Here is a 1994-nt window from a genome sequence, read left to right on the forward strand (position 1 = left end):
CCGGTCCAACGGGTCCGACAGGAGCTACGGGTCCAACAGGTCCGACAGGAGATACGGGTCCAACGGGTCCGACGGGAGATACTGGCCCAACAGGAGATACCGGTCCAACAGGTCCGACGGGAGATACTGGTCCAACGGGTCCGACAGGAGATACGGGTCCAACGGGTCCGACAGGAGATACTGGTCCAACGGGTCCAACAGGAGACACTGGTCCGACAGGTCCGACGGGAGATACTGGTCCAACAGGCCCGACAGGAGATACGGGCCCAACAGGTCCAACAGGGGATACTGGCCCAACAGGCCCGACAGGGGATACCGGCCCAACAGGAGATACAGGACCAACAGGAGATACCGGTCCCGCAATTACAAGCGCCAGCATGTCAGCGGCTAACACAACTTCAGCTGTTATTGCCGTTGTATTAAGCGGTACGGATATACCCTTACCAGACAATCAAAATCTGAACACGTTCACCGTGGACGGTACGAATACTGAATTTACAGTACCAACGACTGGAGAATATCTGGTTAGCTATGCCGTTGCCACAACGACGGCACTGGCGGTATCCTCTCAGGTATTGCAGAACGGTACACCGTTAGCTGAGTCGGTAATCACCCCTAGCGTAGCGGCAGATAATTTGTCTACGTCCTTTATTGTTCCACTGACCGCGGGCGATACTTTGACGCTTCAGTTGTTCGGTCTTCTTGGAGCAGCCACTCTTCTTGGTGGAGCAGGCACGTATATGGTAGTTATTCGGCTGATATAATCTTCTCTTACAGGGTAGAAAGCAAAAATCCTTCTCTTCTTACTTGAGCTGTGAGTAAAGGAATGAATCTGCTGTGAGATATTCCCTCTATAGTAGACAGTACAAAGACAAAAAGTACTACTACTTTGGAGGGATTATTTTTGTCTGGAAATAAAAGATGCAATGGATGAAAATATTCGTGTTGTTTGGATTATCTGAGAATAAAAATAGTTGTTAATATATTAGCTCAGACTTAGGAGGATTATCTACACATACAATATAAGACTGGTCTAAATTTAGGCGATGATTCATTTATCGTAATAGGATTAGAATTAAACACTAAATTGAAAATATAATCCCAGAACAAGCACCTGTTCCTTTTATTCTTAATAAAATGATCAAAAATATCTATTCCGTGATTTAAATATGCCAGTTTATAAGTAAACTTAGTTTTTTTAGCAGCGGTGTAATTTATATTCAAAATATCATAGATACAAAGGCAAATGGAGCAAAGTATAGTTGTGATTCATTCCATTTTTGTATATCATTTCAACGGATTTTTTGTTAATACGTTATACGAATACGGAAATACTGCCCCTTTATTCTTGTAGGTTGGAGTCATCTTATAAGGAATATGTCAAGCCACTATATTTATTGTCTGTACTGATCTTTCAGAAAAGAAGAGAAAGTATCCAAATTCATTATGCTATCATAAAATAAATATAGGCGTTAACGCAATTTTAATAAACGTCTACAATTTTGGATTGGAGGATTTGCTATGAGTAATAGCGCTCTTCAAATAGAATTATTTTCGTCTACCCAAGTAAATGCCGGTTCGAATGTACTTTTTGATAACATTGCCTATGTTTCTGGAGGTATAACCTATAATCCAGCTACTGGTATAATAACTTTTTTGGAAGCAGGAAGATTCGTTGTTGATTGGTGGTTGTCGACACTGTTTCAACAAGCCGTAGGTGGGACAGCCTTTGCACTGGTTTCTTCTCAAGGAGATTTAATTGAGGGTAATCCACAATTTACTACAAGCAAGGTATTGGGAGTTGGAATCATTAATGTAATTGCACCTCCAGTTACCTTAGCGCTCGTAAATGTCAGTCCAACAACGATATATATATCTCAAGTAGCACCACTGAAAGGGATTTTAGTTATTGTTGAAGACGATATTATAGGTCCAACGGGAGGAGCCGGTCCAACTGGTCCGACAGGAGATACCGGCCCGACGGGAGACACTGG

At 42.5% G+C, this 1994-nt stretch carries 1 protein-coding gene and 1 pseudogene; both read left to right on the plus strand.

The window, feature by feature from the left end:
* The coding region (locus V7D18_RS23695) for a BclA C-terminal domain-containing protein (RefSeq protein ID WP_426158092.1) at window positions 1-764 on the plus strand (764 nt) is incomplete at its 5' end.
* 757 nt (window positions 765-1521) lie between these two features.
* Window positions 1522-1994: pseudogene (locus tag V7D18_RS23700) on the plus strand (hypothetical protein); the annotation flags it as partial.

It is taken from the genome of Lacrimispora sp. 38-1 (assembly GCF_049890855.1).
Lineage (GTDB): Bacteria > Bacillota > Clostridia > Lachnospirales > Lachnospiraceae > Lacrimispora.